General features: G+C 75.9%; 19 protein-coding genes and 1 pseudogene. 9 read left to right on the top strand and 11 right to left on the bottom strand.

Going from position 1 to position 24676, the window contains the following annotated elements; all coding sequences use genetic code 11:
• Nucleotides 1-20 precede the first annotated feature (20 nt).
• A complete protein-coding gene (locus AFB00_RS21870) occupies nt 21-668 on the bottom strand; it encodes a TetR/AcrR family transcriptional regulator (RefSeq protein WP_068798747.1) in 648 nt (215 codons plus the stop codon).
• 255 nt (nt 669-923) lie between these two features.
• Between AFB00_RS21870 and AFB00_RS21865 the strand changes: the two genes are divergently transcribed.
• From AFB00_RS21865 to AFB00_RS21840, 6 genes are all read left to right on the top strand, one after another.
• Complete coding sequence (locus tag AFB00_RS21865; protein WP_068798746.1) at nt 924-3095, top strand: WD40 repeat domain-containing protein; 2172 nt, start codon at nt 924-926, stop codon at nt 3093-3095.
• Between the two features lie 71 nt (nt 3096-3166).
• Nucleotides 3167-4435, top strand: a complete 1269-nt coding sequence (locus AFB00_RS21860; RefSeq protein ID WP_156819678.1) for a S8 family serine peptidase — start codon at nt 3167-3169, stop codon at nt 4433-4435.
• A 3-nt stretch (nt 4436-4438) separates the two neighbouring features.
• On the top strand, nt 4439-4669 hold the full coding sequence (locus AFB00_RS21855; RefSeq protein WP_068798745.1) for a hypothetical protein: 231 nt from the start codon (nt 4439-4441) through the stop codon (nt 4667-4669).
• A 183-nt stretch (nt 4670-4852) separates the two neighbouring features.
• The gene (locus AFB00_RS21850; protein ID WP_068798744.1) at nt 4853-5056 is read left to right on the top strand and encodes a three-helix bundle dimerization domain-containing protein; all 204 of its coding nucleotides are present in this window, start codon (nt 4853-4855) and stop codon (nt 5054-5056) included.
• 3 nt (nt 5057-5059) lie between these two features.
• On the top strand, nt 5060-5524 hold the full coding sequence (locus AFB00_RS21845) for a VOC family protein (protein WP_068798743.1): 465 nt from the start codon (nt 5060-5062) through the stop codon (nt 5522-5524).
• A gap of 58 nt (nt 5525-5582) precedes the next feature.
• Nucleotides 5583-6272, top strand: coding sequence for a DUF899 family protein (locus AFB00_RS21840; RefSeq protein ID WP_068798742.1), 690 nt, complete (start codon nt 5583-5585; stop codon nt 6270-6272).
• Nucleotides 6273-6615: 343 nt separating this feature from the next.
• Here the strand turns inward: AFB00_RS21840 and AFB00_RS35045 are convergent.
• From AFB00_RS35045 to AFB00_RS21830, 3 genes and pseudogenes are all read right to left on the bottom strand, one after another.
• Nucleotides 6616-7557 (bottom strand): annotated as a pseudogene (locus tag AFB00_RS35045) (MFS transporter); the annotation flags it as partial.
• A 415-nt stretch (nt 7558-7972) separates the two neighbouring features.
• Nucleotides 7973-8899: a LysR family transcriptional regulator gene (locus AFB00_RS21835; protein ID WP_068798741.1), complete on the bottom strand. Its 927-nt coding sequence runs from the start codon at nt 8897-8899 to the stop codon at nt 7973-7975.
• Nucleotides 8900-8961: 62 nt separating this feature from the next.
• Entirely contained in the window at nt 8962-11235 is a 2274-nt protein-coding gene (locus tag AFB00_RS21830; RefSeq protein ID WP_068798740.1) for a S9 family peptidase, read from the bottom strand.
• A gap of 217 nt (nt 11236-11452) precedes the next feature.
• On the opposite strand from AFB00_RS21830, the gene AFB00_RS21825 reads away from it, so the two are divergent.
• Nucleotides 11453-12205 carry a MerR family transcriptional regulator gene (locus tag AFB00_RS21825; protein ID WP_068798739.1) on the top strand — a complete coding sequence of 251 codons (753 nt, stop codon included), beginning with the start codon at nt 11453-11455 and terminating at the stop codon, nt 12203-12205.
• Between the two features lie 13 nt (nt 12206-12218).
• Here the strand turns inward: AFB00_RS21825 and AFB00_RS21820 are convergent, their stop codons facing one another.
• The gene (locus AFB00_RS21820; protein ID WP_068798738.1) at nt 12219-13706 is read right to left on the bottom strand and encodes a glycosyltransferase family 39 protein; all 1488 of its coding nucleotides are present in this window, start codon (nt 13704-13706) and stop codon (nt 12219-12221) included.
• A 253-nt stretch (nt 13707-13959) separates the two neighbouring features.
• On the opposite strand from AFB00_RS21820, the gene AFB00_RS21815 reads away from it, so the two are divergent.
• Together AFB00_RS21815 and AFB00_RS21810 are read left to right on the top strand one after the other, a co-directional pair.
• Nucleotides 13960-15204, top strand: a complete 1245-nt coding sequence (locus AFB00_RS21815) for a cytochrome P450 family protein (protein WP_231974017.1) — start codon at nt 13960-13962, stop codon at nt 15202-15204.
• 41 nt (nt 15205-15245) lie between these two features.
• The gene (locus AFB00_RS21810; protein ID WP_083275734.1) at nt 15246-15701 is read left to right on the top strand and encodes an SRPBCC family protein; all 456 of its coding nucleotides are present in this window, start codon (nt 15246-15248) and stop codon (nt 15699-15701) included.
• An 85-nt stretch (nt 15702-15786) separates the two neighbouring features.
• Here AFB00_RS21810 and AFB00_RS21805 read toward each other — a convergent pair whose 3' ends face one another.
• The 6 genes from AFB00_RS21805 to AFB00_RS21780 form a co-directional block, all read right to left on the bottom strand.
• Nucleotides 15787-17664 (bottom strand): VWA domain-containing protein, encoded by a 1878-nt coding sequence (locus AFB00_RS21805; protein WP_156819675.1) that lies wholly within the window; start codon nt 17662-17664, stop codon nt 15787-15789.
• A gap of 79 nt (nt 17665-17743) precedes the next feature.
• Complete coding sequence (locus tag AFB00_RS21800) at nt 17744-18949, bottom strand: macrolide family glycosyltransferase (RefSeq protein WP_068798737.1); 1206 nt, start codon at nt 18947-18949, stop codon at nt 17744-17746.
• A 66-nt stretch (nt 18950-19015) separates the two neighbouring features.
• Complete coding sequence (locus tag AFB00_RS21795; protein WP_068800545.1) at nt 19016-19924, bottom strand: isocyanide synthase family protein; 909 nt, start codon at nt 19922-19924, stop codon at nt 19016-19018.
• Nucleotides 19921-21183: a cytochrome P450 family protein gene (locus tag AFB00_RS21790; RefSeq protein ID WP_068798736.1), complete on the bottom strand. Its 1263-nt coding sequence runs from the start codon at nt 21181-21183 to the stop codon at nt 19921-19923. Before AFB00_RS21790 ends, AFB00_RS21795 begins: the two co-directional genes overlap by 4 nt.
• Nucleotides 21184-21194: 11 nt before the next feature.
• Entirely contained in the window at nt 21195-23036 is a 1842-nt protein-coding gene (gene asnB, locus AFB00_RS21785; RefSeq protein ID WP_068798735.1) for an asparagine synthase (glutamine-hydrolyzing), read from the bottom strand.
• The gene (locus AFB00_RS21780) at nt 23036-24403 is read right to left on the bottom strand and encodes an MFS transporter (protein WP_068798734.1); all 1368 of its coding nucleotides are present in this window, start codon (nt 24401-24403) and stop codon (nt 23036-23038) included. The genes asnB and AFB00_RS21780 overlap by 1 nt, the downstream gene beginning before the upstream one ends.
• Nucleotides 24404-24676: the final 273 nt, after the last annotated feature.

Genomic DNA, 24676 nt, shown 5'->3' with positions numbered 1-24676 from the left:
GCATCTCAGCCGGTCCCGGCTCAGACCGGTCGGTCGCCCTCGATGCCGTGGGTCGCGGCGCGGACCGCCGCGGACAGTGCCCGCACCAGGTCGTCGACCGGCGGCCGATGGCCGTCCGCGGTGACCGCGGCGACGTCCTCGGTGGTGATCCGCAGCGCGGCGTTGAGCGCCGCGGCCTGCACCCGGATCTCGACGTCGGACGCGGCGCGCCCCAGCCGGTCGGCGAGGATCTGCGCGAGCACGGGCTCGGCGCGTTCCTGCACCACGAGCCAGATGGCCCGCAACGCCGGCTCGTGCCGGGCGAGCCGCAGCACGGCGAGCACGAGCTCACCGTCGTCCGGGCCGGCGTCGACGTGTCCGCCGAAGTCGGAGAGCAGGTGCTCGTCGAGCGACTTCCCGGCCGGCCACCGGCGCAGGCACGCCGTGAAGGTGTCGGTCGACAGGCTCAGGACCGGTTCGACGCAGCTCTCCTTGGTCCGGAACCAGCGCCACAGCGTGCGCGCCGACAGGCCGACGGCGTCGGCGATCTGCTCGCCGCTGGTCCCGGCCAGACCGTGGGTCCGGAACAACCGGATGGCGACCCGCGAGATCTCGAGCCGCTGCAGCGCCCGGCGCCGCTCGCTCGTCGGCCGGCGCCCGCGCCGGGCCGCCGCTGCCGTGTCGGTCACCCCGGGCCTCCTCCGGACGGGTCGGGCGCGCAGCGTACCGGCCCGAGCACGGGGTGAACGGCACGGGAGCGCCGCTCGTCGTCCGCCGGACGGTCACCACACACCTCCGGGCGCCACTCGTCCGGCGTAGGACCGGTCACCGAATGACTGCGACCGGTCACCGCGGGTTCACCGGCGATACCCCCTCGCGTCGCAACGATGGTCGTCGGGGTCGCGACACATCGACCATCGTCGACCCCCGGGGAGGACCACCGCATGCCCGTCGAGACGTTCTGGGACGGCCTGGAGCACCGTGTCGTCGCCGGCGACGCCCTGCACGGCGCGGCCGTCGACCTGGCGCCGCCGGCCGGCGTCAGCCCGGCGACGGTGCACCGGCTGCTGGCGCTGGAGGCGCACCACCTGGGCCGTCCGGAGCTGGCCGGGCAGACCGGCGCGGTGGCCCAGCAGCTGCTGTCGCGGGCCGCCGTCACCGGTGAGTCGGCGCTGGCCGGGGCGGCCCGGGCCCGGATCGCCGCCGTCGCGGCGCCGGCGCTGGCCACCCGCTGGCGGACCCGGCCCCCGGCACCGGCCCTGCGCCGCGTCCTCGACGGCCACGGCGACGCGGTCGCCGGTCTCGCGGTGGACCCGGACGGTCCCCTGCTGTCGGTCGACGCGGCCGGCGGGGTCTGCGCCCGGGACGCGGTGACCGCGCTGCCGGTCGCGCATCCCGTGACCGGACCGTGCGGGCCGGTCACGGCGGCCGGCCCGGACCCGGTGCTGGCCGTCGCGGTCGCCCCGGACGGCGGGCTCGTCGCCCTGGCCGGGCCCGGCGGGATCGTGCGGGTGCTCGCCGCGAGCGGCGCCCGGGTGGCGACGCTGCGCGGCTACCCCGGCGAGGTGACCGTGCTGGCGTTCGCCGAGGGCCCGACGGGCGCCACCCGGCTGCTCGGGACCGGAGCGGACGGCGCGATCCGGGTCTGGGACGTCGCCCGCGGGACGACCGTGCACCTCACCGGGCACACCGGACCGGTGCTGACGATCGCCGGCACCGCCGCCGGCCGGGTGGTCACCGGGGCCGCCGACGGCACCCTGCGGGCCTGGGACACCGCGACCGGTGAGGCGCTCGCGACCCTGCGTACCGACGCCGCGGTGACCGGCGTGGCGGTGACCGGGCCCGGGGAGCTGGTGGCCGTCACCGCCGACGGCGCCGTGCACGCGTTCACCCTGGCCGCGGGGGTGCCCCGGGACGCCGTCCTGCTCGACAGCTCCCCCACCGCTCCGGCCACGGCGGTCGTCGCGGCCGGAACCGGCCGCGCGCTCGTCACCCGGGCCGACGGGGCCGTCGAGCTGTGGCGGACCGACGTCCCGGGCGGGCGCACGGTACTGGGCGGGCACGGTGTCGCGGCCCGGGCGGCGGCCGCGAGCACCGACGGGTCGCTCGTCGCGACCGGCGACGACCACGGCCGGGTACTGCTCTGGGACCCGGCGGCGACCGGCATCGCCGGGGACGAGCCGGTCCCGGCCGGGGCGGTGGACTCGGTGGCCGTCGCCGCCGGGCTGGTCGTCTCCGCCGCCCGGGACGGTGGCGAGCTGGTGACGCGGGACCTGCGCACCGGCGAGGAACGCTGGCGCAGCGCCGGCGGGCCCGGTGGCGCCACGCACCTGTGGTCCGACGCCGGGGGCACGCGGGTCTTCGCGGCCGCGGGCGGCACGGTCACAGAGTGGCACGCCGTGACCGGGATGCCGGTCGGCTCCGCCGCCCCGGCCGGGCGGGTGCTCACCGGGCGGGGGACGCTCGTCGTGCTCGGCGACGGTGACCGGGTGCGGGTGGCCGACGCCCGGACTGCGCGGGTGCTCAGCACCGTCACGCCGCCGGCCCCGGCCCGGCACGCGGCCCTGACCCCCGGTGGGGCCACGGTGCTGCTGGGTTCCGACGACACCCTCACCGCGTGGCGACCGGCCGGCGGGGCCCCGGTGACGGTCCCGCTGCCCGGTGCGCGGCTGACCGGGATCGCGATCGACGACGACGGGTGCCATGCCGTCGCGACCGACGCCGACGGCACGGCGCACGTCTGGGACCTCGGCGACACCCGTCCGGTCGCCGTGCGGGCCGACCCGGTCCAGGTCTCGGCGGTCGCCGCCGTCACCGGGCACCGGGCGGTCACCACGGGGACCGGAGGCGACGCCGTGCTCTGGGACCTGACGTCGGCCACCGTGCTCGGCCGGGCGCCGCTGGACGCGCCGCTGACCGCGCTGGCGACCGCGCACGGCTGCGTCGTCGCCGGTGACGGGTGGGGCGACACGCACTGCCTGGACCTGTTGGACGGTGCCGGCGAGCCGGTCGTCGTCCCCGTACCGCGGGCCGGGGCACCGGCGCAGGGCCCGGGGACGGAGACCGTCCCGGAACAGCCGGCCGGAGCGCTCCGGCGGTTGCTCGGCCTGGGTTAGGCGATCGCGTGCCGTAGGCGCCCGGTTACGGCACGATGTGAATCGGACCGACACCGATCATCGGAGACGACATGACGGACCCGCGGACGACCGGGACGGGCCGGGCCGGCGGCACCCACACCGGCCGCTACCTGATGGTGCTCGACGACGACCTGCTGGGCGACGACGACACCGCGGCCCGCGCCGCGGTGCAGGAACTGACCGGCCTGACCGAGATCACGAGCAGCCGGGACGCCGGCGCGGGCGTCCGCCCGACGCTGTTCTCCCGGCTCGGCGTCGCGGTCGCCGAGCTGGACCCCGACCGGCTGCGGTCGGCGCGGGCCGACCGGCGGATCGTGAGCGTCGAGCCGGAGCGGGTACTGCGCGCGCTCACCGGGCCAGGGCTGTCCGCGGAGTACCTGAAGGGCTTCGCCGACGCCGCGGGGTTCCTCGCCGACACCGCGGCGTCGGCAGCGGCCGCCGACGCCCCGGCGGCCGCCCAGTTCGCCGACACCGACCAGCTGACCTGGGGGCTGGCCGCCACCGGCGTCGACGCGTCGCCGGAGACCGGGGCTGGCGTCGCCGTCGCCGTCCTCGACACCGGCCTCGACCTGGGGCACCCGGACTTCGCCGGGCGCGAGATCGAGTCGCGCTCGTTCGTCGACGGTCAGGAGGTCGCCGACGTCCAGGGGCACGGGACGCACTGCATCGGTACCGCCTGCGGACCGCTGACCCCCGGCTCGGGCCGCCGGTACGGCATCGCGCACGGGTCCCGCATCCTGGTCGGCAAGGTGCTCGGCGACGACGGGTCCGGCACCGACGCCGGGATCCTCGAAGGCATCGAGTGGGCGATCGGCGCCGGGGTGCAGGTCGTGTCGATGTCGCTGGGCGCGGACCTGAACGAGGTCTCCGCCGCCTACGAGAACGCCGGCCGGCGGGCACTGGACGCCGGTGTCCTGATCATCGCCGCGGCCGGGAACAACGCCGAGCGGTCGGCGGGGAACGTCGGGTTCGTCGGCGTCCCCGCCAACAGCCCGTCGATCATGGCCGTGGGCGCGGTCGACGCCGCGCTCGCGATCGCGGACTTCTCCGCCGCGTCCTCCGCGGTGGAGGGCGGCCAGGTCGACATCGCCGGTCCCGGGGTCGACGTGTACTCCTCGTGGCCGATGCCGCAGCGCACCAACACGATCTCCGGCACCTCGATGGCCACCCCGCACGTCGCCGGGATCGCCGCGCTGTGGTCACAGCGCACCGGTGCCCGCGGCCGTGACCTCTGGACCCAGCTCACCCAGGCCGCGCAGCGGTTGCCGCTGCCGTCGGGCGACGTCGGCGCGGGTCTCGTCCGGGCCCCGGGGAACTGAACCGTGTCCGGACGGGTGCTGGTGTCGGTGACCGACGGTCACGCCATCGACGACGTCGCCGCTGCCTGCGCGGCGGCGGGCCTGCAGGTGGAGAAGGTCCTGCGCGGGGTCGGCGTCGTGGTCGGCACCTGTGACGACGCGCAGCGGGCCGGGCTGGCCGGGATCGCCGGGGTCGGGTCGGTGGAGCCGGACCGCGAGATCCGGCTCCCTCCGCCCGGCTCCGACGTGCAGTGACACGCACGGGTTAGTCGGTCGACTCCGGCGGGCCGGGCGCCTATCGTGGCGCCCGGCCGCCGTCGGAGGCCGGACGACCATCGGGCACCCGCCCGGGTCGGACTCCGCCCGGCGCAGCGACCACGACCTCCGCCCGCACCGGCGTCCTGCCGCCCGGGCCCCCTCGACGAATCGAATCCAGACGTGCACGCGCCCCTGCCCCACACCTCCGATCCCGCCGTCCTCGACGCCGTCGACCGGCTGGTCGCCGAGTTCGGCGACCGCTTCCCCGCCCGGCTCGTGGACTCCGCCGTCCGCGGCTCGCGCGACGACCTCGACGCGGTCCCGGTGACCGCCCTCCCCGAGCTGGTCGAGCGCCTCGCCCGCCAGCGGCTGCTGGATGCGTAGGAGATGGCCGACGAGCCGCACCCGCCGCTGACCGAGGCCCGGTGGACGCACGTGGCGTTGCCGACCGGGGACCTCGATGCGGCGATCGCGTTCTACACCACGATGACCCCGCTGACCGTCGTCGAGCGGTTCTCCGACGACGCCGGTCGCAGCGCGTGGCTGTCGAACCCGGGTCAGGTGGCGACGCCGATGGTGCTGGTGCTCGTCTCGTTCGACCAGGACCGCGGCGGGCAGCTGGGCCTGCTCCGGCCGTTCGCCCACATCGGGATCGAGGTTCCGCAGCGGTCCGACGTCGACGCGGCCGCCGACCGCGCCCGGGCCGCGGGCTGCCTGCACTGGGAGCCGCGGCAGATGCCCGGTCCGGTCGGCTACATCTGCGCGCTCACCGACCCCGACGGCAACGTCGTCGAGTTCTCGCACGGCCAGAAGGTGTTCACCTCGGTCCGGGAGCGCTGGGGCGGCCGATGAGTTTCCGGCCGCGGGCGGGTCGTCACGGGTAGAGGAACCACCGACCACCGGAGGAACCATGCCCCCCAGCACCGCCCTGCCCCCCGTCGTCGACACCGCGACCTGGGAACGTGAGCTCGCCGCGCTCCGCCGCCGGGAGAAGGCGGCCACCCGCGAACTCGACGCGGTCGCCGCGCAGCGCAGGCGGATGCCCATGGTGGAGATGCCCGACTACGTCCTCGACGGGGCCGACGGACCCGTCCGGCTGGCCGACGTCTTCGGTGAGCACCCGCAGCTGATCGTCTACAACCACATGTGGCACGCCGGCGCCGAGTGGCAGTGCGGCGGCTGCACCGGCTTCACCTCGCAGTTCACCCGGCTGGCCGGGCTGGAGAAGTTCGACGCCCGGTTCGTCGTCGTCACCCAGGGCCCGATCGAGGAGGCGCTGGCCTACCGGCGCCGGGTCGGCAACACCATGACCTGGTACTCGACGTCGCGCAGCTCCTTCGGCAGCGACGTCGGCGCGCCGCCGGACGCCGGGTTCGCGGTCAACGTGTTCCTGCGCGACGGCGACACCGTCTACCGGACCTGGCACACCGACGGACGCGGGACCGAGCAGCTCAGCTACCTGTTCGGGCTGATCGACGTGCTGCCCTACGGCCGCCAGGAGGAGTGGCAGGACAGCCCGGAGGGCTGGCCCCAGCAGGCCGCCTACAGCCGGTGGGCCGAGCCCGAGGAGATCGCCGCCGCCTACGGGCAGGGCGGCTGACCGGCGTCGCCGTGCGGTGCATGATCCCGTGGGCCACGTGGAACCCGCGCAGCAGGCCGATCACGGCTCCGGCGAGGTCACCCCACGGGTCGTCGTCCGGGTCGGCCGGGCGGCGGGCACCGGCGCGCCGGGCACCGGCCACGCCGCCCGCTCCGTCTTCTCCGCCCGCACCGCCCACGACGAACGCGGCGGCCACCGCGGCGACCAGCAGCGCACCGGCGAGCAGGCCGGTCGCCGTGGCGAGCGGGACCACCGACGACCACACCCCGACCAGCAGGGTCGGCAGCCCCGCACCGAGGTAGTAGACGACGTACGTGCCGGCCGTGACGGACGCGGCCCGCGGCCCGACGGCCTCGGCCTCCATCGCGGTGTGCGCGCCGCCGTAGGCGAGGCCGTGCCCGAGCCCGGCGACGACCGCCGTCACGAGCGCCGGCACGGGAGCCGGCGCCGCGTCCACCGCGACGAGGGCGGCCAGCCCGGCGCCGAGCAGCGCTAGACCGCCCAGCTGGGCACGGCGCGGACCGAGCCGGGCCAGCAGGAACTGGGCCGGTACCGCCGCGAGGACCACCACCGCGGCGAGCGCGCCGAGCACCGCGGGACCGGCGCCGGCGGATCCCCGGGCCAGCACGCTCGGCAACAGCCCGAGGAAGAGTCCCGCGACCGCCCAGGAGACGAACCCGGTCGTCGTCGCGGCGAGCCGGGTCCGGCTCCACCCCGTTCCGGGCCGCACCGCCGGTGCGGGATCCGGTACCGCGACCGCCGGGTCCGGCCGTCGCGGCCGCTCCGGGTCCGCCGGGCCGGGCCGGGCGAGCCGCACCAGCACGGCGAGCAGGGCGAGGGCGTGCAGCAGGTGCACGACGACCGCGGAGACCGCGGGGCCCGGCAGCACCTCGGCGAGCAGACCGGTGAGACCGGGACCGGCCGCCGTCCCGGCGAGGAAGGCGAGGGCACCGGCCGCGGCGACCCGCCGCCGGGTCCGCCGGGACGAGGCCGCCGCCAGCACCGCCATCCCGGCGCCGGTGGCGGCACCGAGCGCGATCCCCTGCAGCACCCGCCCGGCGACCAGCCAGCCCACGTGGTCGCCCACCGCGAAGCAGAGCGATCCGAGCACGCCCGCGACCAGTCCGCCCCGGACGAGCCGGACCCGGCCGACCCGGTCACCCAGCGGGCCGAGGACCAGCAACGCCGGCACGCTCGCCAGCGAGTACACGGCGTACACCGCGGTCAGGGTGAGATCGTCGAACCCGAGCCGCGCCTGGTAACCGGGATAGAGCGGGCCGGCCATGTTCGCGCCGAACGCGAGCAGGGCCAGCGCAGCACCGACGGCGCCGGGGCGGTCTGCCGGAGCCGGAGCGGGACGGCCGGATCGAGCGGTGCGCACGACGGGTGCGAGGCGGACGGGAAGCACGCGACCACGGTGACCGCCCGGACCAGTGCAGTACATCGCAGAGTCGTTCACAGGACCGTGCAGTCGTGTTGCACGGTCGTCTGCTCGGACCGTCGTCGCAGGTCGTGCCGTCGAGCGTCGTGCGGGAGACGACAGCGCCCCGGACCGTGCCGTGACCGACCACACGACGCCCCCGCGACCGAGGAGGATCGCACGTCCGCCCCGCCGCGATTCGCTCACCGGGTCAGCGACTCCGCGGGGGACGGGCACTCGTGCGCGGCCGGCACGGCCGCCGCCGGGCCCGCCGCGTCCCTCATCCGCCGGCGAGGCGGTCGGCGAGCGCGGCGCACTCGTCGTGCACGGCGGTCAGGCCGGCGGCGACGGCGGGATGGTCCCGGGAGCCCGCACGGACCGCCGCGATCACCCGCCGGACCGGGACCGGTGGCACCCCGATCGGGATCCGCCGGGTGTCGTGCCGGGACGGGACGTCGGCCAGCCGCGGGACCAGCGCGACCCCGAACCCGTGCGCGACCAGGGCGGCTCCGGTGTCCCACTCGTCGGCGTGGTGGGCGATGTCCGGGGCGAAACCGGCGCCGGCGCAGGCCAGGGTGACCAGCTGGTGGTAGGCCCGGCCGGGGTTGCTGCACACCCAGCGGTCGGCGGCCAGGTCGTGCAGGGCGACCCCGGTCCGGCCGACCAGCGGGTGGTCGGGGCCGACGAGCACGTCGAGCGGCTCGTCGTAGAGGTCGATCTGGTGGAACGCCGGGTCGGTCACCGGCGGGATGCTCGGCGTCGCGACGACCACGGCGATGTCCGCCTCGTCCGCGGCGAGCAGGTCGAACGCACGGGCCGGCTCGATCTCGCGGAGCCCGGGACGCAGCGCGGGGTGCTCGCGCCGGAGCCGGGCGAACGCCTGCGGCAGCACGGCCGCCGCGGCGGTGGAGAACCCGCAGAACCGCAGCGGCCCGGCGACCGCTCCCCCGCGGTGCGCGGCGAGATCGGCCCGGGCCCGTTCCCACTGCGCGGTCAGCGTCTCGCCGTGCACGAGCAGGGTGCGGGCGGCCGCGGTGAGCCGGACCCCGCGGCCCTCCGCCTCCAGCAGCGGGACCCCGACCTCACGGGCGAGGGTCCGCATCTGGTGCGACACCGCCGAGGGGGTCAACCGGCACGCCTGCGCCGCCGCGGTCACCGTGCCGTGCCGGTCGATCGCCGCGAGGACCGCGAGCCGACGGTCGATCATGGATGTGACCGTACGCGGGCCGGGGCCGATACGCCGCACCTCCGGAGCCGGAGCCGGAGCGGCTACGCGCCGCCGGTGTCGAGCGGGAGCGGCGCGAGCCGGTACCGGGGCGGCTCGGTGCCGTGCAGGTGCCGCACCAGGTAGTCCCAGGTCCGGCGCAGGACGTAGTGCATCCGGCCGATCATCGCGTGCTCGGCGCCCGGCACGATGAGCATGTCGACGTCCTTGTCGGCGGAGACCAGCGCGTCGACCAGGCGCATCGTCTGCGACGGGAGGACGTTGTCGTCGAGCTCACCGTGGATCAGCAGGAGCTTGCCCTGCAGGTTCTCCGCGAGGGCCGGGTTGGACAGCGCCGTCCTGGCCTCGTCGTCCATCTCGCCGTGGTACCACTCGGCCCACATCGGCACGTAGACGCCCATGTCGTGGTTCCCGGCCGTGGCCACCCCGACCGAGTAGAACTCCGGGTGCGCGAGCAGCGCCCGTGCGGTGGCGAACCCCCCGCCGGAGTGCCCGGTGATCCCGACCCGCGCGGTGTCCAGCCACGGGTGCCGGTGCCCGAGCTCGCGGATCGCCGCGATGTGGTCGACGAGCGATCCGGCGTCCCCGAGGGCCCCGTAGGAGTGGTCGTGGAAGGCCTTGCTGCGCCCGGCCGTCCCCCGGCCGTCCACCGCGACGACGGCGAACCCGAGCGCGGCCAGCGCCTCCGGTTCCCCGTGGTGCGGCACGTCGAACGAGGCGCCCGCCCGGTGCACCTGCGGCCCCGGGTAGATGTGGTCGATCACCGGGTAGCTGCGCGACGGGTCGACGTCGTGCGGCCGCCACAGCAGGCCGTACACCGGGGTCCGTCCGTCGGCCGCCAGCGCCGTGAACCGCTCCGGCGGGGTCCAGCCGAGTGCCGTCAGGCCGTCGGTGCCGGGCGACTCCAGCTCGACCAGTACCTGGCCGTCGCCACCCAGGACCGCCGACCGCGGCGGGGTGCTCGGCGACGACGCCCGGTCCACGAGGTAGCCGCCCTGCGGCGGGCTGACGGCGTCGTGGTCGAGTTCGTCGTCGGTGATCCGGGTGAAACCGGTGCCGTCGAGTCCGACCCGGCAGATCTGCCGGACGTAGGGATCGTCCTCGACCAGCCCGGAGGCGAGGAACCACACCTGGCGACGCTCCTCGTCGACCCAGAGCAGGCTGCGCACCGGCCACCGGCCGCGGGTCAGCTGGGTGACCTCCTCGCCGTCGGCGGAGTACAGGTACAGGTGCCCCCAGCCGTCGCGCTGGGACCACCAGAGGATCTCCCCGCTGTCCAGCACCCGGGTCATCGTCGGGTCCCCGAGCTGGGCCCCCGGATCGACGCGGGTGCTCCCGGTCTCGCTGATCAGGGTCGTCGTCTCCCCGGTGGACGGGTCCATCCGGCGCAGCTCCAGCGTGCGGGCGTCGCGGGACTGCTGCAGGTAGTGGATCGTCTCCCCCTTCTCCCCCGACCACCAGCGGTAGGTCATCGCACCCGGGTGCAGGACGACGTACGGCTCGCCCTGCTGGCGCACGATCCCGCCGGGACCGGCATCGGCCCCGGTCACCTGCAGGACGTTCCAGGACATCGTCGCCTGGGCCTCGTCACCGGGCATGGGGTAGCGCGAGCGGTGCTCGACCGGCCGTCCGCCGTCGGCGGGCGCGGACTCGACCAGCACCTGCTCGGGCAGGTCACGCTGGTCGAGCCGGTGCACGAGCAGGCGGGTGGAGTCGGGCGACCACTCGACGATCAGGTGCTGCGGCAGCCCGAGGTTGCGCATCAGGACGCGGTTGCCGAGCGCCTCGGTCAGGGTCCCGTAGTCGACGTGCGGCTCGGCGTCGTCGGTGAGGGCGAACTCCTGCCCGCCGTCGCGGGAGCGGACGTGGATGTCGCCGTCCCGGCCGAAGGCGACCCACTGCCCGTCCGGCGAGACGCTCTCGCCGGGCGCGACCCGGTCGTCGTCGACACGGGTGCAGGTGCCGCTGCGGTCGGACCACTCCCAGCGCTGGTCGAGGGCGGTGAACCGGATCGCGTCGGTCTCGCCGTCGGCCCCGGACGGCTCGAGGTCCAGGGCCGTGAGCTTCAGGTCGGTGCCCTCGACGGCGGTGCCGGACTCCCGGCTCAGCGCGGCGGCGAGCCGGTCGTGGTCGAACGCGTCGTGCCGGGTCCCCGCGGCCGGATCGACGACGACGTAGCGGGCCCCGGACCGGTACCGGAACCGGGCGCCGTCGGACAGCCACGCGGGAGCGACCACGCCTCCGGGGATCCGCCGGGCCCGGTACGGCGCGAGCATCTGCTCCGCGCGGGCGTAGTCGGCATCGGTCAGCTGGGTCATGCGACGCTCCTCCTGGCTGTGGTGGCGGGTGCTGCGCGACGGGCCCGACGGGGGGCTCCGCGCTGTCGTCACCGACGAGACACTCGGCCGTCGCGGCACACTCAAGCGCCGCCCGGAGTGTCCCGGCTCACACGTTTACCCGGCGGGGGGACGCGGCTTGACGTGGCCGTTACGGCAGGGTGTCGACTGACGGGCACCACGAGGAGAGGGGACGGCCGTGGCCTGGAGCACCCGGGAGATCGCCGAGCTCGCCGGCACGAGCCTGCGCGCGGTACGGCACTACCACGAGGTGGGGCTGCTCGAGGAGCCGGAACGGCGGGCCAACGGGTACAAGCAGTACGGGGTGTCCCACCTGGTCCGCCTGCTGCGCATCAAGCGCCTCACCGACCTGGGCTTCTCGCTGTCGCAGATCGAGGACATGGGCGAGGAGGACCACCATCCCGAGGAGGCGCTGCGCACCCTCGACGCCGAGCTCGCCGCCACCATCGAACGCCTGCAGCGGGCCCGGGTGGAGCTGGCCCTGATCCTGCGCCAGTCGGCCCCGACCGATCTGCCACCCGAGTTCGGCGGTGTGCTGGAGCAGCAGCCGATGTCCGAGGCGGACCGGTCGCTGATGGTCGTCATGACCCGGGTGCTCGGGCCGAATAGCCTCGACACGTTCTCGCAGATGCTGGAGGACCTGCCCAGCGACCCGACCAACCAGGAGCTGGACCGGCTCCCGGCCGACGCCGACGAGGCGACCCGCCAGGATCTCGTCGACCGGATGATCCCGTACGTGCGCGATCTCTACGTCGCGCACCCGGAACTCCTGCAGCCCCCGACGGACGCGCCGAAGGGGCAGAAGTTCGCCGCCTCGACGGTGGTCAAGGCGATGCGCGACCTCTACAACGACGCGCAGCTCGACGTCATCGTCCGGACCCAGACCCTCCTCGCCGCCGAGCGGGCCGAGGCGGAGGAGTCCGCGGACTGACCGGGCCCGGCGCTCAGTTCCCCGGCGCCACGTGCAGGTCGCGCAGTGCGGCCCGGATCTCGGCCCACGGCGCCCGTCGCCCGTCCAGCTCCCAGATCGTCACCGACTCCGGCACCAGCCCGCCGTAGGTGCCCATCGGGGTCGCCGCTGCGGCCGTGGCCACCGGACGGACGCCGGTGAACCACGGGCGCCACGGGTCCGGATCCCCCACGAGCAGCATCCGGTCCTGGTGCTCGGGAGGCGCCGGGAACCAGCCGTAGGCCCGGTTGGCACTCGTGGCCGGCGGCAGGCCGCGCTCCGGCGGGGCGGCGTCGAGGTAGGTCGCGTAGACGTACGGGGTCGCGCCGAGCGCGGTGCGGTCCCGTTGCCCGGCCGGGATCGCCTGCCAGGCCCCGGCCGTGGCGCTCACCAGCGGCTCGGCGAAGCGCGGCGAGGCGAGCAGCACCGAGGAGGCCAGCCCGCCGACGGCCAGCACCGTCCCGGCGGCGACGAGCGGCCAGGCCGTCCGCACCCGCCGTCCGTCCTCCCGGCGGTGCTGCAGCGCGACGACGCCCAGCGCCACCAGCACCGGGTACATCGGCAGCATGTAGTAGTGCCGCCCGGAGCTGACCGCGACGGCCGCGAACAGCAGCACGAACGCCACCCCGACGACGCGGTACGGGTGCAGCCGCGGGTCGCGCACCAGCCCGGCGAGCCCGCAGACGGCCAGGCCGAGCGCCATCGGACCGACCACGGCCAACCCGTGCAGCACGACGAGGACCGGGCCGCCGTAGATCGCCGCGTTCTCGTCGGCGACGGCACCGGCCATCGCGAGCTGCGGCCAGCCGTTGGCCATCTGCCAGGCCAGGGCCGGGCTCGCCACCAGCAGCGCGAGCACGGCGCCCAGCCACAGCGCCGGCCGGCGCAGCAGCTCGCGCGGACCGGTCACGGCGAGCGCGACGAGCAGGACGATGCCCAGCGCACCGATCTGGAACCGGGTCTGCGCGGTCACCCCCGCGACGAGACCGAGGACGACGAGCAACCGGTCGTCGCGGATCCGGACCCAGCGCAGCAGCAGCCAGAACAGCACCGACCACAGCGCGGGTTCCAGCGTGTACGGCGTCAGCCAGTGCCCGAACTGGGCGGCGGCGATCCCGGTGCCCTGGGCGAGCGCGCCGAGCGTCTGGGCCCGCCGGTCACCGCCGAGCTCGCGGGCCATGAGCGCGGTGAGCAGTACCGCCGCGACGGTGGCGACGACGGCCGGCACGGCGAGCACCACCTGCGATCCCGGGGCGACGGCGTCGGCCAGCCGAGCGAGCAACGGGGTGAGCGGTGGCTGGTCGACCGCACCCGTGTCGAGGTGGTGGCGGCCGATCGCGAGCATGAGGTCCTCGTCGAACCAGCGGCGGGGCACCGCGGCCAGCCCGAGGTGCACCACGCCGACGACACCCGCGACGACCCACACCGGCCGTCCCGCGAACCGCGGGAGAGCCGTCGGGTGTCCGGCACTCGGATCCGGCACGGTCGTTCGTCTCCTCCGCGGTGGCCGGTGCCCGCCCCGGGACGGCGGGCGGACGTCGATCAGCCTGCCGCACACCGGACGCCGGGCTGCGGCGGGCCCGGCCGCCGGGCCCGTGTTCCCGGTCACCCGGGTGGACGACACGCGCGATCCACATCCGCGCACGCCTTGACCATGCCGCGACGGCACGGTGTCGGCTGGAGCCATCCCGCGGGGCGGCCGCCCCGGCCCCGGCGACCGACCGAGGAGACGACGCGTGGACACCACCACCGGCCCGACCAGTACCGACGACACCCCGGCACCGCCCGACGGCGGGGCCGGCTGCCCGATGACCGCGTTCGGCCGGCTCCGGGAGCAGGGCCCGGTGGCGGACGGGCCCGGCTTCACCAGCCAGGGCTCGCGCATCGTCACCCGCTACGAGGACGCCCGCGACATGCTCACCGACCCGCGGTTCCGCTCCGACGCGAGTGCCGTCGACGGTGCGGAGAACGGGCTCGGGGGCATCCTCGAGACGATGGGTGTGCCCGAGGACCTGAGCTTCCTCAGCGGCAGCCTGGCGAGCCGCGACGGCGCCGACCACGCCCGGCTGCGCAAGCTCGTCTCCCGCACGTTCACCGTGCGGCGGGTGAACGCGCTCCGCCCGCGGGTCGCGCAGATCACCGGACAACTGCTCGACGACATCGCCCTGGCGGGTGCGGACGGGAAGCCGGTCGACCTCATCCCGACCCTCGCCTACCCGGTGCCGATCACGGTGATCTGCGAGCTGGTCGGCGTCCCCGAGCAGGACCGGGGACTGTGGCGGGAGTTCGCCGGCCTGTTCACCGCGCCCGATCCGCAGCGCATGCCGGAGCTGAGCCGCGCGATCGTCGCCCAGATCCGGGCGCTGATCGCCGCCCGGCGGGCCGAACCCGCCGACGACCTGGTCACCGGCCTGGTCGAGGTGCACGACGAGGACGGCGACCGGCTCACCGAGACCGAGATGATCACCATGCTGTTCGATCTCGTCACGGCGGGCTTCGAGACCACCGCGCACCTCATCCCCAAGTCGGCCCAGGCCCTGCTGAGCCGCCCCGACCAGCTCGCGGCCCTGCGCGCGGAACCCGATCTGTGGCCGCGGGCGGTGCACGAGCTGGTGCGGACCTGCGGCCCCATCCCGGTCAGCCTGCCGCGCTACGCCGCCGAGGACGTCGAGGTCGACGGGGTGCGGATCCCCGCGGGGTCGACCGTGCTGGCCGGGCTGACCTCGGGGAACTTCGACCCGCGGGTCCGGGAGCACCCCGAGGAGCTGGACGTGCGCCGCGAGACCGGCCGCGGCGAGGGGCACATCGGCTTCGGCCACGGTGCGCACTACTGCCTCGGGGCGGCACTCGCCCGGCAGGAGACCGAGGTGACGCTGCGGGCGTTGTTCGACCGGTTCCCGCAGCTGCGGCTCGCCGAGGACGACGGCCCGAGCCGGCTGGGCTTCGAACGGCTGCCCGAGCTGCGAGTACTGGTGTCCTGACGACCCTGGACGCCCCGCGTACCATGCGGTACACCTAGGTCGTGTACCGCGCGGTACAGGACGGGGGTGCGGCGATGCGGGTGGTCGCCGAACGTGAGGTGGCCGCGGACCCCGCTCGGCTCTGGGAGGTGCTCGCCGATCCGGCCGGCTGGCCACGCTGGACCCGCTCGATCCGCGAGATCCGGGTGCTCGACGGAGACCTGTCCGCCGGGAGCCGGGGCCGGATCGTGCAGCCCCGGCTCCCGCCCATGGTCTGGACCGTCACCGAGTTCGTGCCGGGGCGGGAGCTGACCTGGATCGCGGCCTCGGCCGGGGTCCGGACGACCGGTACCCACTCCGTCCGTCCCGGGCCGGTCGGCTCCCGGCTGCGCCTCGGACTGGCACAGGACGGCGCGCTGGCGCCGCTCGTGGCCGCCCTGCTCGGCGGCCGCACCCGCCGCTACGTCGAGTGGGAGGCCGACGGCCTGCGCCGGGCCGCCGAGAGCCCTGCCCGCTGATCCCGCACCTCCGGGCCCGGGACCTGTTCACCGACGCAACGGGCACGCCGATGCCCTGCGTCGTCGTGGGACCGGCCCGCTCCGCTCAGCCCCGCCGGCGGCGCCGCAGCAGGACGAGGAGGACACCGGCGACCAGGACCACCGCGGCCCCGGCGAGCAGCGCCGGGACCAGCAGGGACGGGCCCGCGGCCGCCGGATCCGCGGACGCGACCGGAGCGGCCGGATCCGCCGGAGCGGCCGGGTCGAACGGGGACGCCGTCGCGGGTCCCGCGTAGACCGGCCCCGGCTCGGCGAGGCCGCCGACGGTGAGGTCCAGCCGGATCGGCACCGGACCGGCGGTCGGGCTGTCCTCGTCGTGCGTCGGGGACACCGCGACGCCGATGTAGTACCACCCCGGAACGCCCTGCGTCCGTACCGCGGCGTCGCCGGCGTCCCGGTTCAGGTAGCGGACCGGCGCGGTGGCGATCGCCGGTGCCGAGCCCGGCAGCGTCTGCGGCTCGCCGTTGTAGGATGTGAAGTCCTGCTCGATCTCCTCGCGGCCGGGACCGTAGAGCACGGTGCGGGCCACCGACAGGTCCGCCAGCCCCCGCCCGGGAGCCTCGCCGAGCTGCACCCGGTAGGCCAGCGCCCGGCCCCAGTCGAGCCGGACCCGGTAGAAGACGAACTCCCCGCGCTGCACGACGTCGGTGTAACCGCCCGAGCCGTCCAGCGGTGCCGCGGTCGCGAACGACGCCCCCGCCACCACCGGGACGGGTGCCCCGGCCGGATCGGCAGGGCCGGCCGCGGGCAGCACCTCCGGCGGCCCCGGGTCGCTCACCCCCGGCTCGACACCGATCGACAGCTCCACCGGCAACCGCGCCGGGACCCCGGCCGACACCCCGTCCCACTGCAGCGCGAACGTGTAGCGCCCCGCACCGGTGCAGCCGCCGTCGCCGGTCTCCGCCGCGCCGGTCCAGGTCGTGGCCACCGTCAGCGGGACCCCGTCGCTGGAACGGTTCTGCTGCTCGGTCTCGAACCCGTGGCAGTCCTCCCCCGCGCGCCCGTGGGTACGCAGGGTCAGGCTGTTGAAGTCGTCGAGGACGTTCACACCCGGGACGCGCGGATAGGCGACCGTCGCGCTCAGGTAGACGGTGGCACCGGCCGGCACGTCCACTCCGTAGTGCCGGGTCTCGGACTGCCCGATCGTGTCCAGGTACTGCCCCGGACCGGCGACCGGGGCCCCGGCGACGTCCGGCGCACCGGCGATCGCGGTCCCGGTCGCGGAGTAGGTGCGCAGCGCGGTCGCGGTGATCCGGGGCAGCACCCGGTTCAGGGCCGCCCCGTCGAGCGCCTCGGTGTAGGTGCCGCCGGTGACCTGGGCGATGCAGCTCAGCTGCGCCCGCGCCGGGTCCTCGACACCGAACCCGACGGCGTGCACGACGAGATCGACCCCGTCCGCGGCCAGCTCCCGGGCGATCTCGCACGGCTCGGGCGGGGCGCAGGTGTCCTCGCCGTCGGAGACCAGCACCACCGGCCGCGGGCCGTCGCCCGGCAGCTGCTCGGCCGCCACCTGCAACGACCGGCCGATCGGGGTGTAGCCGCTCGGCACGAGCGCGTCGACCGCGCCGGTCAGGCCCGCCCGGTCCAGTGCCGTCGGCCCCCGCACGACCGACACGTCCTGGCAGCCCCGCTCGCGCTCGGCCGGGGAGTTGCCGGTGCCGGTGCCGTAGACGGCCAGCCCGACCGGGGCACCGTCCGGCGTGGCGTCCACCAGCGCGTGCACCGCGCGCTGCGCCGCGGCGATCCGGGTGCCACCGGACGGGTCCGGCCCGGTCATCGAGCCCGAGCCGTCCAGCACCACCATCGTCGGCGCGAACCCCGCCGGCGGGGCCGACGGCTGCGCAGCGGCGAGCGGGGCGCTCACCGCGATCCCGAGCGCCGCGGCCAGGCCGACGACCAGCACCCGGAACAAACCACGGGCCACGCCGCCCGATCCTGCAGACACCACGTTCCGCCTCCACCCCACCCACCGGACACGCCACCCACGGCTCGCCGACAGCAGATCACACGCCCGGGTGACGCTCGTCGATCGCGCCCGGGGACCCGGCCCCGGCCAGGAGATCCTCGACGGCGTCGGCCCCCGCCCGGGCGCCGCCCGCCCCCCCCCGGGCCCGCTCACCCAGGTCGTCGAGCCGCCGGCGGATCCCCGCGTCGGTGGCGACGGTCTCGACCGTCCGGCGCAGTTCGGCCGCACTCGTCGTCACCGGGTCGATCCTGCGGCCCAGCCCGAGTTCGACGACGCGGTCGGCGTTGACCGCCTGTTCCGGCATCTGCGGCACGGTGACCATCGGGACACCGTGGTGGACCGCCTCCATCGTCGACCCCATCCCGGAGTGGGTGACGAAGGCCGACGCGCGGGCGAGCACGTCGAGCTGCGGGAACCACGGACGGACCTGGAACTCGTCGGGCAGCGGACCGAGGGCCGCGGGATCGAGGCCCCCGATCGTCATGGCCACCTGCCAGCCGGATCCGGCGAACGCCTCGACGCAACGCCGGTAGAAGCCGGGGTGGTCGGTGAAAATCGAGCCGAGCGAGACGTAGAGCAGCGGCCGGTCCGGATCCGACGGAGCCCAGGCCGGACCCGCACGACGGCCGAGCACGGGACCGAGGAACCGGAAGCGGGGGTCGAAGGTGTCCCCGGCGGGCTGGAACCCGCGCGGTACGAACACCAGGTTCAGGTCCTCGATCGCGTCGAACGTGGCGTCGACGTCGAGCTCGGAGTCGTGCCGGGCCGCGAACGCCGCCACCTCGGCGGCGAACGCCGCCATCGCGGCGGTCCCCTCGACACCAGCGCGCAGTGCACGGTCGACCCCGGTGTAGACGTCGTTCTCCGCGAGGTTGGGGACCGTGCGGACCGCGGGGATCCCGTGCCGCCGCGCGATGAGCCGAGCCGGCCAGTTCGTCGCGTCGTAGACGACCACGTCCGGGCGGTGTGCCCGGCAGTGCCGGTCGAGGACCGGGTAGGTCGCGGCCAGCCCGGCGAAGAAGTGCCGGAACCACCGCACCAGCACGTCCGGCCCCACCTCGGCCGGCGGGACGAACGGCGCCAGTGCCGGCAGCCCGACCCGGGCCGCACCGGCGGCCTCGACGGCGTCGGCGAACTCGGGACCGGTGGCATAACCGATCCGGTGCCCGCGCGCGGCCAGCTCCGACACCAGCGGCAGGGTCGGGGTGACGTGACCGTGCCCGGCCAGTGCGACGAACAGCATGCGCGACACGAGCGCCGACCGTACGGAGGGGCGCCCACCTGCACGAACCCGTTTCCGCCCGGCCGCTCACAGCCGCACGTGGTCGGGACGGTCGCCCCGCAGGACCAGTCTCCCCACCTCCCGGACGGCGTCCGCGCGGTCGAGCGACCACCGGCCGTCGCGGTCGCGCACGGCGCAGGAGTGCCACGGTGTCGTCCAGCTGTCCTCGGTCCGGACCAGGCGGATGCCGAGCTTCGGCGAGCCCGCCGGGTGCGGGTGGATGGACAGCCGGACCGCGTCGGGGAACCGGTCGGCCACCAGCGCGCTCCAGCCGTTGCTGCGCGCGAGCACCCGGTAGGCCCGCTCCCGGCTCCGGCGTTGCCGGGCGGCCCGGCTGCCGCCCTGGCCCGCGGCGTCCTCGACGAGGAAGCGCACGATGCCCAGGTAGAGCGCCCGCTCCGCAGGGTCGGCCCGGCACCGCTCCCGCACCCCGTCCACCGACGGTGCCCACCGGCCGTCGAGCAGTGCCCGGCGGGCCACGTGATCGTGGTCCGGGTAGGCGTGGGAGAGATCGAAGAAGTCGAACCCCGGCAGCCCCTCGGCCGCGACGAGGGTGCGCAGCGCGGCCCCGTAGTCGTCGACGTGGGTGTCCGGGACGCCGATGAGATCGGCGAAGACGTGACCGTCGGAGCAGATCAGCACCCGGGCACCGGGCTCGTACCGGCCGGCGATCTCGGCCCGGACCCGGTCGAGGTGGTGCAGCGACAGGCGCTCACCGGCGTCCGGCAGCCGGCCGATCACCTTAGCCGGATTGGGCGATTTGCAGGGGAACGCGGGCAGTACCAGCCGGATCGGCCGGCCGGCCGCGACGGCGGCGCCGATCTGGGCGCGCTGGGCGTCGAACGCCCCGGGGCCGGGCGCGTCCTCGCCGCGCGGCGCCCTGCGGTGCCGGAGCAGCACCCGCAGGACGTCCTCGACGACCGGGCCGGCGTTCACCGGGCCGTCCCGCCGGATCCGGCCGGGCGGCGGCGGGGCGCCGAGACCGGCAGCGCGCGGACACCGCGGCCGAGCACGGATCCGATCCACTCCAGCTCCTCCAGGGACACGGCCGGGCGCATCCCGGGCAGCCGGGCGAGCAGGGTCCCGAGCGCCACCTGCAGCTGCACCCGGGCCAGCGCGGCCCCGGGGCAGAAGTGGATGCCGTGCCCGAACGCCAGGTGCGGGTTGGGACTGCGGTCGAGCACCAGGTCGTCGGCCCGGTCGAAGCGGCGCGGGTCCCGGTTCGCCGCGCACAACGAGACGATCACCGAGTCCCCGGCGGGCACCGGACGGCCGTGCAGGTCGTCCGGTTCGGCCAGGAACCGCCAGGTCGTGAGCTCGAAAGCGCTGTCGTAGCGCAGCAGCTCCTCGACCGCACGAGGCAGCAGCGCGGGATCCGCGGCGAGCCGGTCGAGGTCCGCCGGGCGCCGCAGCAGTGCGACGAGCGCCGTCGTGAGCTGGTTCGTGACCGGTTCCTGCCCGGCGACGAGCAGCTGGAACACCATCGAGCCGAGCTGCTCGGCGGTGACGGCGCCGTCGTCGTGCGCGGCGACCAGGCTGGTGAGCAGGCCGTCACCGGGCAGTCCGCGCACTCCGGCCACGACCTCGGCGATGTAGGTCTGCAGCCCGTGCAGCAGGCCCTCGTAGTACGCGCGGCGCGGGTCGGCCGGCCCGACCGGTGCGACGACGCCGCCCCACTCCGGGCGGAACCCGGCGGCGAGCCCGTCGGGCAGGCCGATCGCCGGCGCGAGCGCCCGGAACGGCAGGTGGGCGGCGAACCCGGCGACGAGGTCGACCGGGCCGTCGACCGGCAGCCGGTCGACCAGGTCGTCGGCGACGCGCTGGATCCGGGGGCGCGCCGCCTCGGCCGCGCGCGGGGTGAAGGCGTCGGTCACCAGCCGGCGCAGCACGGTGTGTGCCGGCGGGTCCTGGTGCAGCAGGTGCACCTGCAGCAGTGAGTGCTGCGGCTCGGGCATGATCGACGCCCTGGCCCGCCAGCCGTCGTTGCCGAGGCGGTGGTCCTTGCCGAGGCGGCGGTCGTTCAGGGTGGCGTGCGCGGCGTCGTAGCCGGTCACCAGCCAGGCGTCCACCCCGCTGGGGAACGTGACCCGGTGGATCGGGCAGCGGTCGCGCAGCTCGGTGTAGAGCGGGTAGGGATCGCGCTTGTGGTCCGGGCCGGCCAGCGGGACCGGTTCGGCCGGGTGAGGGGTCGGCACGTCGTCCTCCTTCAGATCGTCAGCTCGGGGCGGGCGTGCTCCAGCCACAGCGCGAGATCGACGACGCGTTCCAGCCGCAGCCGGGTGCCCCAGTCGAGGGCGGCGGCGGGGCCGTCGAGCAGCGGGTCGATCCGGGCACGGTCGACGACGTCGGTGACACCGTCCACGTCCAGGCAGGTGCGGGCCAGTTCCTGCAGGCCCGCGGTGTAACCGGGATCGTGCGTCGCCGGGTAGTGGTTCTTCGCCCGCCACAGGACCGGCTCGGGCAGGTGCTTCGCACCCGTCCCGCGCAGCAGGGACTTCTCCCGCCCGTCGCGGGTCTGCAGCTCCCAGGGCAGCGAGAACGCGTACTCGACGAGCCGGTGGTCGCAGTAGGGGACGCGGACCTCCAGCCCGTGCGCCATGGACAGCCGGTCCTTGCGGTGCAGCAGCTGACGCAGCCACCGGGTCAGCGACAGGTGCTGCAGCTCCCGGGACCGGTGCTGCTCGGCGGTCTCGCCGGGGTGGTGCGGCACGGCGGCGAGCGCGTCGGAGTAGGTGTCGGCCCGGTACTCGGCGAGCCGCATCGACGCCGCGAGATCGGGATGCAGCGGGACGGCCGCGTCGTCACCGGTGACGAGCAGCCACGGGAAGGTCGCGGCGGCGCGGGGACGGGCGCCGTGGAACCAGGGATAGCCGCCGAAGACCTCGTCGGCCGCCTCCCCGGACAGCGCGACGGTGGAGTGCTCGCGGATCCGGCCGAACAGCAGGTACAGCGAGGTGTCCATGTCCCCCACCCCGATCGGCGAGTCCCGGGCGGCGACGACGGCGCGCCGGTGCCCGACGTCGAGCAGCGCCGCCGGGTCCAGCACGGTGACCGAGTGGTCGGTGCCGATGTGTGCCCCGGCCTCGGCCGCGTAGGGGGTGTCGTGCCCGGTGCGCAGCACGTCACCGACGAACTCCCTCGCCTGGTCCGCGTAGTCGACCGCGTAGGACCGCAGGACCGCGCCCGCGCCGCGGCGGTCCCGCAGCTCGGCGGCCGCGAACGCGGTCACCACCGAGGAGTCGAGACCGCCGGAGAGCAGGCTGCAGATCTCGACGTCGGCCTCCAGCCGGGACCGGGCCGCCCGCTCGACCAGCTCGGCGACCCGCTCACCCGTCGTGTTCGGGTCGTCGGTGTGCTCGTGCAGCTCCAGCTGCCAGTACCGCCCGGCGGTGACGCCGTCGGCGTCGGCGACGACCCAGCCGCCGGGTGCGACCTCGTGGATGCCGGAGTAGACCCCCGGCCAGGTCGAGAACAGCAGCGAGTAGCCCTCGCGCAGGCTCTCGACGTCGACGGCCGGGGCGAGGTCCGGGTGGGCGAACAGCGCCTTCGGCTCGGAACCGAACGCGATCCCGCCGGACGGGGTCGCCGCCCAGTACAGCGGCTTGACGCCGAGCCGGTCGCGGGCCAGCACCAGCCGCTCGGTCGTCTGGTCCCACACGGCGAGCGCGAACATCCCCTCCAGCCGGTCCAGCGCGGCGATCCCCCACTCCCGGAACGCCGCCAGCACGACCTCGGTGTCGCTGCGGGTGGCGAAGTGGTGGCCCCGCGACCGCAGCGTCGCGCGCAGGTCGTGGTGGTTGTAGACCTCCCCGGAGTAGCTCAGGACGGTCCGGGAGCCCGCACTGCCCGACAGCATCGGCTGGACGCCGCCGTCGAGGTCGATGACCGCCAGCCGCCGGTGTCCCAGCGCGGCCCGCTCGCACACCCACGTGCCGCACGCGTCCGGCCCGCGCGGGGCGAGGGTCGCCGTCATGTCCTCGGTGATCGCGCGCAGTCGCGCGGGGCCTCCGACCGGCCGTGGTTCGGCCAGTCCGGCGATGCCGCACATCAGTTCTCCTCGGTGGTCGGGCGGGTGGGGCGGATCAGCAGGAGTGCGCCGATCGCCGCGGCGACGGCGGCGAGGACCAGCGCGGGCCGGGCGTGCAGGAGCGCACCGTCGTCGCTCCAGGCGAGCGCGGCGGCGGCCGGGCCGATCGCGAAGCCCAGCGCGCGGGCGCACTGCACACCGGCCCCCGCCGTGGCGGTCCGGTCGCGGCCGGCCCCGGCGAGGACCATGAGCTGGGTGGGGCCGCCGTAGAGCCCGGTGCCGAGACCGGCGACGGCGAGCCGCCACGCGACGTCGGCCGGTTCCCAGGACCCGAGGGCCGGGAGCGTCGCCAGCAGTCCGAACCCGGCGGCGGCCAGCGCCGCTCCGGCGACGGCCACCGGCCGCGGCCCGAGCCGGTCCGCGAGCCGCCCGGCCACCGGGCCGGCGACGGCCATCAGCAGCGGGAACGCGAGCAGCGTCAGGCCGGTCACCGCAGGGCCGGTCCCGCAGTGCTGCAGGCCGACCGCGACCAGGTAGCTCGCCGCGGCGAAGGCCACGGCCAGCAGTCCGACCGCGGTGGCGGGTGCGACACCGCGGCCGGCCCACAGCACCGCCGCGACGGTCCGGGCCCCCGGCCGCCACGCCCACGCACCGAGCGCCGCCCCGGACAGGACGAGCAGCACGGCCACCGGAAGGGCTCCCCGGCCGGCGGCGCCGGTGGTGACCGCGCCGACGAGCCCGAGGCCCACGACCAGCAGGCCGGCGTCGACGACTCCGGGCCGGTCCGGGCGGGCGATCCGCCCGCCCGCGATCCGTGACCGGCCGACCAGCAGCATCGCCACCACGACGAGGACCACCGCCGGGACGAACACGACCCGCCATCCGGCCGTCTCGACGAGCGGTCCGCCGAGGGCGGGGCCCAGCACACCGCCGACGGGCCCGGCGGTCGCCGGTACCGCCATCGCCCGACCCCGCCGCTGGGGGCCCACGGCGGCGACGGCCAGCACCGGCATCAGCACCATCAGCACCGCCGCACCGGCCCCCTGGACGAACCGCAGGGCCACCAGCACCGGCAGCGTCGGAGCGAGGACCGCCGCGGCGTTCGCGAGCCCGAACACGGTGAGCGCCACCAGCGTGACCGGCCGTACGGCGCCGCGGTCCGTCCATCGCCCGGCGGGCAACAGCAGCGCCACGGCGGGGACGGCGTAGGCCAGCACCACCCACTGCGCCGACGACGGCCCGGCGGCGAACCCGTCGCCGATCGCGGGCAACGCCACGTTCACGACGTTCATGTCGAACATCGCGACGAACGCCAGCAGCCCGGCGACCGCCACCGCGGCCCGGTCGTCGTGCGTCGTCCCGGGGGGTGCCCCGGTTCTCTCGCTCATGTGCCTTCCCTCGGACGGAGAACGCTTCGGGTGGTCAGTCGCGGGCACCGTCGACCGGGTTCCCGGACGCGGGCGGTGGGGCACCGACATGGCTCACACCGGTATCTCGCGGGCGCCGGGAACCGCAGCGGCGTTCCGGACGACGGCCGGGCTCCGGCCCACGCCGTAGCGGCACGATCACGGACCCGCCGATTCATTCCGCCGGCCGGCGATCACGCTCGTCGACGGGAAGCCGGCTTTCCTTTCGGAAAATACACGGGAGTACTGATCACG

It is taken from the genome of Pseudonocardia sp. HH130630-07, from assembly GCF_001698125.1.
Lineage (GTDB): Bacteria > Actinomycetota > Actinomycetes > Mycobacteriales > Pseudonocardiaceae > Pseudonocardia.
Note: the sequence above shows the minus strand (reverse complement) of the source record. Positions and strands in the feature narration are given on the sequence as shown.

What these genes read in the sequence shown, in the direction of transcription:
- AFB00_RS21865 (WP_068798746.1), top strand. Translation starts at nt 924, where the DNA reads ATGCCCGTCGAGACGTTCTGGGACGGCCTGGAGCACCGTGTCGTCGCC.
- AFB00_RS21840 (WP_068798742.1), top strand. Translation starts at nt 5,583, where the DNA reads ATGCCCCCCAGCACCGCCCTGCCCCCCGTCGTCGACACCGCGACCTGG.
- AFB00_RS21830 (WP_068798740.1), bottom strand. Translation starts at nt 11,235, where the DNA reads ATGACCCAGCTGACCGATGCCGACTACGCCCGCGCGGAGCAGATGCTC.
- asnB (WP_068798735.1), bottom strand. Translation starts at nt 23,036, where the DNA reads ATGTGCGGCATCGCCGGACTGGCCGAACCACGGCCGGTCGGAGGCCCC.
- AFB00_RS21780 (WP_068798734.1), bottom strand. Translation starts at nt 24,403, where the DNA reads ATGAGCGAGAGAACCGGGGCACCCCCCGGGACGACGCACGACGACCGG.
- AFB00_RS21845 (WP_068798743.1), top strand. Translation starts at nt 5,060, where the DNA reads ATGGCCGACGAGCCGCACCCGCCGCTGACCGAGGCCCGGTGGACGCAC.
- AFB00_RS21835 (WP_068798741.1), bottom strand. Translation starts at nt 8,899, where the DNA reads ATGATCGACCGTCGGCTCGCGGTCCTCGCGGCGATCGACCGGCACGGC.
- AFB00_RS21860 (WP_156819678.1), top strand. Translation starts at nt 3,167, where the DNA reads ATGACGGACCCGCGGACGACCGGGACGGGCCGGGCCGGCGGCACCCAC.
- AFB00_RS21800 (WP_068798737.1), bottom strand. Translation starts at nt 18,949, where the DNA reads ATGCTGTTCGTCGCACTGGCCGGGCACGGTCACGTCACCCCGACCCTG.